The sequence below is a fragment of the Bacillota bacterium genome (assembly GCA_040754675.1).
Taxonomy (GTDB): Bacteria; Bacillota; Limnochordia; order Limnochordales; family Geochordaceae; genus Geochorda.
The window spans coordinates 1-6,377 of the sequence record JBFMCJ010000235.1 but is presented as its reverse complement, the minus strand read 5'-3'; the positions used below and the strand labels follow the sequence as shown (position 1 = coordinate 6,377).

The following is a 6,377-nucleotide window of genomic DNA, read 5'->3' as shown; positions in this document are numbered from 1 at the left end:
CCGGCAACTCGAGGAGATCGTCGCCGGCCCGGCCATAGCCCGCGCCTATCTGGAGCACCGCGGTTCAGCGGAGGTCGACGGCACGGGGGCGCGCAGAGTTCCCCTCGGCTCCGGTTCGTCCTTGGGTGTGTCGGAAAGCGTGGATGCCCGGCAGGTCTTTGACCTGGCGCGTCAGGGAGACCCCGTTGCGCCGGCCGTCGTCCGCCGGGTCGCCGATGCCCTCGCGTGGGCCATCGCCTCGGCGACGGCGGTGCTCGACCTCTCCCTGGTGGTGCTTGGCGGCGGGGTCGGGCTCAACGCGGATTTGCTCCTCGGACCCGTACGAAGCCGGGTCGCGGAGCTGGTGCCGTTTGCCCCCGAGATCCGCATCTCCTCGCTCGGGGGCGACGCGACCCTCTTTGGGGCCATCGCCGTGGCCCTGCGCCAGGGACGCACGTTGGCCCAGCAGCGCGAGGCGGTGGCGAGCGGGAAACCGGCGGTCCTGGAGGTGGGCGTGCAGTGAGCATGTCAACCGGCACCGGGGAAGCTGGCACCGGCGCAGGGACGAGCTGGCCCGAGCGCTGGGGTGTCCGGATCTTCGACTTCCACGCCCACTTCCCGCACCCCGGTGAATCCATCCTGGGAGGCTGGGAAGAGGCCTACCGGGCTCGCTTCGGCGATGAGAAGCTGAAGCTCCTGGTGCAGCGCAACTACGCCGCTCAGGTCGACTGGTGGAAGCGCTGGAGCTTCCCCATCCCCGAACAGCCCCCGGCCCCGCTGGAGGAGCAGATCCGCCGGTGGCAGGCCGAGGTCGAACGCTACGACCTCGACGGCATCGTTTTCGTCACGGGCGGGGGAAACGATGCCCTGGCCGGCGTGGTGGCCCATCACCCCCGCTTTTTCGGCTTCGCCCACCACGACCCGTTCCGTCCCGACGCCGCCCGGGAGCTCCACCGGGCCGTACGGGATCTGGGCCTTCGGGGTTACAAGGTTCTGGCGCCGGCCCTGTCGGGGCGGATCGACGACCCGGCCCTGTACCCGGTCTGGGAGGCGGCGGAGGCGCTGCGCCTTCCCGTGTTGATTCACTTCGGCGTCCTCAACGGCGGCGGAGGCATTGGAAACCACGTCAACATCAACCCGCTCATCCTGCACGACGTGGCCAAGGCGTTCCCGGCCGTGCCGTTCGTCGTGCCGCACTTCGGGTGTGGATATCCAAAGGAACTCCTGCAGCTTTGCTGGACGTGCGAGAACGTGTACGTGGACACGTCCGGCAACAACGAGTGGATCCGCTGGATGATCCCCGAACTCCAGCTTGAGGACCTGTTCCGCCGGTTCAGGGAGACGGTGGGCGCCCGCCGGATTCTGTTCGGCACCGATTCGTCGCATTTTCCCCGTGGATTCGTGGTGCGCTACGTCGAGGAGCAGCTTCGCGCCTGCCGCAACGTGGGCTTCACGGCCGACGATCTGGCCGCCGTCTTCGGGGGCAACGCTCGCCGGCTGTTGCGGCTCGAAGGGGGGTGAGAGGTAGCGAGAGTGCGAAAAAGACGCCAGTTGGGGTCAAGCCTCCGTGGTGACGGGTACGGGAGCGGGAGAGCGGTATCCGGATCGGACGCCCCGCGCGGGGCGTGAGGGAGGGAGACATAGATGGCCCGCCGATGGGGTTTTTCACGTGCGCTTCTTGCGCTTGTGACCGTGGCCGTTGTGCTGACTGCGGGGGCCGTTGCCGTCTTCGCCGAGAAGGCGACGGTCGTTCACTGGCAGCACTTCCACGAGGGGCGCGCCAAGGCGCTCCAGGAACTCATCAAGCTCTTTGAGCAGGAAAACCCCGACATAACGGTCAAGGCCGACTTCCCGCCGTACGAGCAGTACACGGACAAGTTGCTTTCGGCCCTGGCCACCGGCACCGGCCCCGACGTGTTCCAGGTGCCGATGGAGATGGCCGAGCAGCTTTTGTACAGCCGCTTCCTGACACCGGTTCCTGCGAGCGTCATGACCACCGATCAGATCGAGGCAGCTTACCTCGACTGGACGGTCCAGCGATTCAAGCGGGATGGCGTCTACTGGGGCCTGCCGACCGACGTGCAGCACCTGGTGCTGTACATCAGCGACCAGCTGGCGCGTGAAGCGGGCCTCGACCCCACGAAGCCGCCGGCCACCTGGCAGGAGTTGCTGGAGCAGGCACGCAAGGCGACGAAGCGGGACGCCCAGGGCAACATCGTCCAGGCGGGACTGGACACCCGCTACCGCTGGGCCGACTACACGTCGCTCCTTTACAGCTTCATGGACGGGCCCGTCGTGAGCCCCGAGAGCCGCCGGGCCAACTACGATTCTCCGGACGGCATTGCGGCGTGGAAGTTTGCGGAGCAACTGATTCGGGGCCCGCAGGCCGTGGACTCGCCGCGCTTTTTGACCGGCCAGCGCAAGTTCGAACAGTCCAAAGCGGTCTACTACATCAACCATCCCGTCGCCCGCAGCGTCATTGGCACGATGGCGCCCAACCTCAAGTACACGGTCGCGCCGGTTCCGACCCTTCCGGGCAAGCCGGTGCGGGCGCCGGGTCACCACTGGGCCTACGTGGTGAGCGCTGGCACGAAGAATGCCGAGGCGGCCTGGAAGTGGGTCAAGTTCCTGGCCAGCGACAAGGCCGTCCGCAAGTGGATGGAGGTGGCCGGCGACCTGCCGTCCCTGAAGGCGCTGGCCAGCGACCCGAGCCTGTTTGCGACGCCGAACGAGCGCGTCATCATGGCCTCCATCCCGCTGGTTCGGCCGGTCGAGACCGTGGGGTTTGCGTCCGACCAGATCCGGAACGACCTGTGGGATGCCATCGCTCTGACCGAAACGCCGGTCGAGCAGCTCGTCAAGCAGTACATCGAGCGGGAGAACGCCGTGATCCGGCAGATCCTGCGCTGAGACGCGCAACGCAGGCCGCCGCGAGCCCTCCTGGGGTCGCGGCGGCCACTTCAAAGGGAGAAGAAGCGGGGCAAAAACGCCGTGTCTGAAGCAAGGCCACAGGGCACCGCCCGACCGGTTCAGCGAAGGGCGGCGGGGGCGAAGGCGAGAGCGGCGGCGGGACGGGCCGCACGGCTTTACGTCGGTTACCGGACCCGGCAGACCGCCTGGGCGTTGATCTTCCTGCTGCCTGCCCTGATCCTGTTCGGGCTCATCGTGGTGTACCCGTTCGGGTGGGCCGCCTGGATTTCGCTCAACGACTGGGGGTTTTTCCGATCGCCGGCCTTCATCGGCCCTGGCAACTATGCCCGTCTGCTGGACGACCCGCTGTTCTGGAAGTCGCTCAAGATCACCTTTACCTGGACGCTGGGCGTGGTGCCGGCCATCCTGCTCATCTCGCTGCCCCTGGCCCTCATCCTCAACGCCGGCTGGGTGAAGCTGAAGGGCCTGTTCCGGGCGATCTACTTTGCCCCCGTCGTCACCAACATCGTGGCGGCCGCCTTCGTCTGGCGCTGGCTCTTTGACCCGGGGGTCGGGGTCATCAACTGGATCCTGGGCAGCCTGGGCCTGGGAAAGCCCGGGTGGCTGGCCGACCCCGCCTGGGCGCTGCAGGCGGTGATGGTGGTGGGCGTCTGGAAGCAGATCGGCCAGGCCATGGTGCTGTTTCTGGCGGGGCTGCAGACGATCCCGGCGCATTACATGGAGGCGGCCCGGATCGACGGGGCGGGGCGGTGGCAGCTCTTTCGCCACATCACGTTGCCGCTGCTCAACCCGACCGTGTTGTTCGTCGTGGTCATTTTGGCGATCAACGCCTTCCGGGTCTTCACCATCCCTTACGTGATGAGCACGGGCGGTTTACAGATGCGCACGCCGGGCGGCCCGCTGGACAGCACGCGCGTCTTCGTGCTGCACATTTACGACGTGGGGTTCAAGCAGTTTGAGCTGGGTTACGCTTCGGCCAACGCGTTCGTGCTGATGGCGCTCATCATTGCGGTGACCCTGATCCAGATCCGGCTCATCCAGCGGCCGTTCGAATACTAGGCAGGCGTCGGAAGGGCGAGATCATGACCGAACCCCGGTGGGCTCGAACCCTCCTATACCTCGTGTTGATCATCGGGGCCATCCCCATGCTGTTGCCCCTGGCCTGGATGCTTTCCAGCGCGTTCAAGCCGCTGCCGGAAGTGATGGTGGTGCCGCCTTACCTCATCCCGAAGCAGCCCACGCCGGACAACTTCGTCGTGGTCTTCACGCAGCTTCCGTTCGGGCGGTATTTGCTCAACAGCGTGGTGGTGGCCGTCGTCGTGGTGGCGGGCGTGGTCTTCGTGAGTTCCATGGCGGGGTACGCGCTGGCCAAGTTCCCCTTCCGCGGGCGGGAAGCGCTGTTCATGGCGATGCTGGCGAGCCTGATGGTACCGTTCCAGGTGCGCATGATCCCGCTTTACCTCATGGCCATGAACCTCCACATCGTCAACACCCTGGCGGGGGTGGCCTTCCCGTGGCTGTTCGACGCGTTCGGGATCTTCCTCATGCGCCAGTTCATGCGCACCATTCCCACCGACCTGATCGAGGCGGCCCGCATCGACGGGGCGAGCGAACCCCGCATCTTCTTCACCATCGTGCTGCCGCTGACCCGGCCGGCGCTGGCGGCACTGGGTATCTTCACGCTGGTGGCGAACTGGGAAGAGTTTCTGTGGCCGCTCATCGTCACCAACTCCGACGCCAGCCGGACTCTCCCCGTGGGGCTTCAGAGCTTCAGCGACCAGTACATCGCCAACATCCACTGGCAGATGGCCGGCGCCACCATCGCCGTGGCGCCGCTTTTGATCGCGTTTCTGATCTTCCAGCGGCAGTTCATCCAGGGCATCGCTCTGACAGGGCTGAAGGACTGAAACGCAGCAGCAAGAGCAGCAGGAGCAGAGGGGGCCCGCGACGCCGTGGCAGCCAGTGAAGCGCTCATGACCAAAGCACCCGTTATAGAGGACCGGTCCGAAGTGCTGGTCACCGGCAACGAGTGGGTGGCGCTGCCGGCCATCGACCCGGTCACCGGCGGGATCCGCACGGTAGAGGTGCTGTCGATGCGGGCGCTGGGCTCCCTGGGCCTGGCCGCCTCGCCTGACCCGTGGCGGGCGCCGGCCGGCCGGGCACCCGGCGAAGCCGGCGGGGTGGCCCCCTCCCTGCTGGCGCCTTTTGTTGAACTGGACGGCCGGCGGATCCCGTTCGAAGCCGCTGCCCGGTCGGCCACCCTGCTTGAAGACTGGGCCGTCGAACTCCGGTGGAAGTGGAGCGGGCTTCCCGCCACCGGAGACACGAACGGTTCGCGTGACCTCGAGCTTCGGGCCATCATCTTCGCGCCGGTGGGCTACCGGGGTTGCGTGGCCCGACTGGAGGCCAGAAACGTGTCGGGGCACCCCGTCGATTTGGCGTTGGGCCTGGAGGGCCGCTGGCGCAGTGTGGTTTACAGCCTCTTCCGCTCCCGCCCCCTACCCGTCTCCCTGCACTGCCAACAGGACCGCTGGACCGGTTCCCTGGCGATGGAGGCCTCGGCGGGCTGGCCCGTCATCGGGTGGGCCGTGAGCACGGACGAGCCCGCAGACATCGTCCAGGAGCCCGGTTCGGTTGCGGATGCTCTTGAGTTCGTCATGGGTCGCCGTCAGGCCCTGGCCCCGGGAGAGACGGCGAGCGCGACGTTCTACGTATCGGTGGCGCCCGAGCTGGACGGGGCTCGCACCACGGGCGTGGACCTGCGCCGGCACGGCTGGGCCAGCCTTCTCGACGAGACGCTCGAGTGGCTCCGATCGAGAAAGCAGCGCCTGCCAGATGAGACCCTGGAACGGCTTGCCAACCGCAACCTGTTTTTCACGCACTTCTTCGCCTGCGGCCGCACCATCGACACCGAGGAGTGGGTCGCCGTCACCTCCCGCAGCCCCCGCTACTACGTGAGCGCCGCCTTCTGGGCCCGGGACTCGCTTTTGTGGAGCCTGCCGGGGCTGCTGCTGGTCGAGCCTTCCACCGCCCGCAGCGTCCTTTTGTTCGCCTTTCGCCATGGCTGGAAGAACCCGGGCATGCACGCCCAGTACATCAGCGGCGCCGCGCTCTACCCCGGCTTCGAACTCGACGAGCTGGCCGCCTACCCCGTGGCCCTCGGCCGCTACCTCGACGCGACGGCGGACGAGAGCATCCTGGAAGAGCCCGAGGTGAAAGCGGCCCTCAAGGCCTTCCCGGAGGTGCTCGAACGGCTGGGCGGCCCGGGGCCGCTTTACCGCACGTTTCTGGATCCTTCCGACGACCCGCCGCCGTACCCGTACCTGACGTACGACAACGCGCTGTTGTGGCGGGGGCTGGTGGAACTGGGCCGGGTCTATCGCCGCGTGGGGATGTTGCACGAGGCGGCCCGGGCCGAGGGGTTGGCGCGGCGCCGGCGCGGCGCCCACCGGGGGCCTTTCGGGGGC

The 6,377-nt window shown here is 67.4% G+C and carries 6 protein-coding genes; all 6 read left to right on the top strand.

All coding sequences use genetic code 11. From position 1 onward, the window contains the following. On the top strand, window positions 1–502 hold a 502-nt coding region (locus tag AB1609_13525; GenBank protein ID MEW6047480.1), incomplete at its 5' end, for an ROK family protein. A gap of 2 nt (window positions 503–504) precedes the next feature. After that, window positions 505–1,500 carry an amidohydrolase family protein gene (locus AB1609_13520; GenBank protein MEW6047479.1) on the top strand — a complete coding sequence of 332 codons (996 nt, stop codon included), beginning with the start codon at window positions 505–507 and terminating at the stop codon, window positions 1,498–1,500. 123 nt (window positions 1,501–1,623) lie between these two features. Then, complete coding sequence (locus AB1609_13515) at window positions 1,624–2,889, top strand: extracellular solute-binding protein (protein MEW6047478.1); 1,266 nt, start codon at window positions 1,624–1,626, stop codon at window positions 2,887–2,889. An 81-nt stretch (window positions 2,890–2,970) separates the two neighbouring features. Then, a complete protein-coding gene (locus tag AB1609_13510; GenBank protein ID MEW6047477.1) occupies window positions 2,971–3,969 on the top strand; it encodes a sugar ABC transporter permease in 999 nt (332 codons plus the stop codon). Window positions 3,970–3,992: 23 nt separating this feature from the next. Further along, window positions 3,993–4,817 carry a carbohydrate ABC transporter permease gene (locus AB1609_13505; protein ID MEW6047476.1) on the top strand — a complete coding sequence of 275 codons (825 nt, stop codon included), beginning with the start codon at window positions 3,993–3,995 and terminating at the stop codon, window positions 4,815–4,817. Window positions 4,818–4,862: 45 nt separating this feature from the next. Next, window positions 4,863–6,377, top strand: a 1,515-nt coding sequence (locus AB1609_13500; protein MEW6047475.1) for a hypothetical protein, incomplete at its 3' end; no start/stop codon positions are given.

What these genes read in the sequence shown, in the direction of transcription:
- AB1609_13520 (MEW6047479.1), top strand. Translation starts at nt 505, where the DNA reads ATGTCAACCGGCACCGGGGAAGCTGGCACCGGCGCAGGGACGAGCTGG.
- AB1609_13515 (MEW6047478.1), top strand. Translation starts at nt 1,624, where the DNA reads ATGGCCCGCCGATGGGGTTTTTCACGTGCGCTTCTTGCGCTTGTGACC.
- AB1609_13505 (MEW6047476.1), top strand. Translation starts at nt 3,993, where the DNA reads ATGACCGAACCCCGGTGGGCTCGAACCCTCCTATACCTCGTGTTGATC.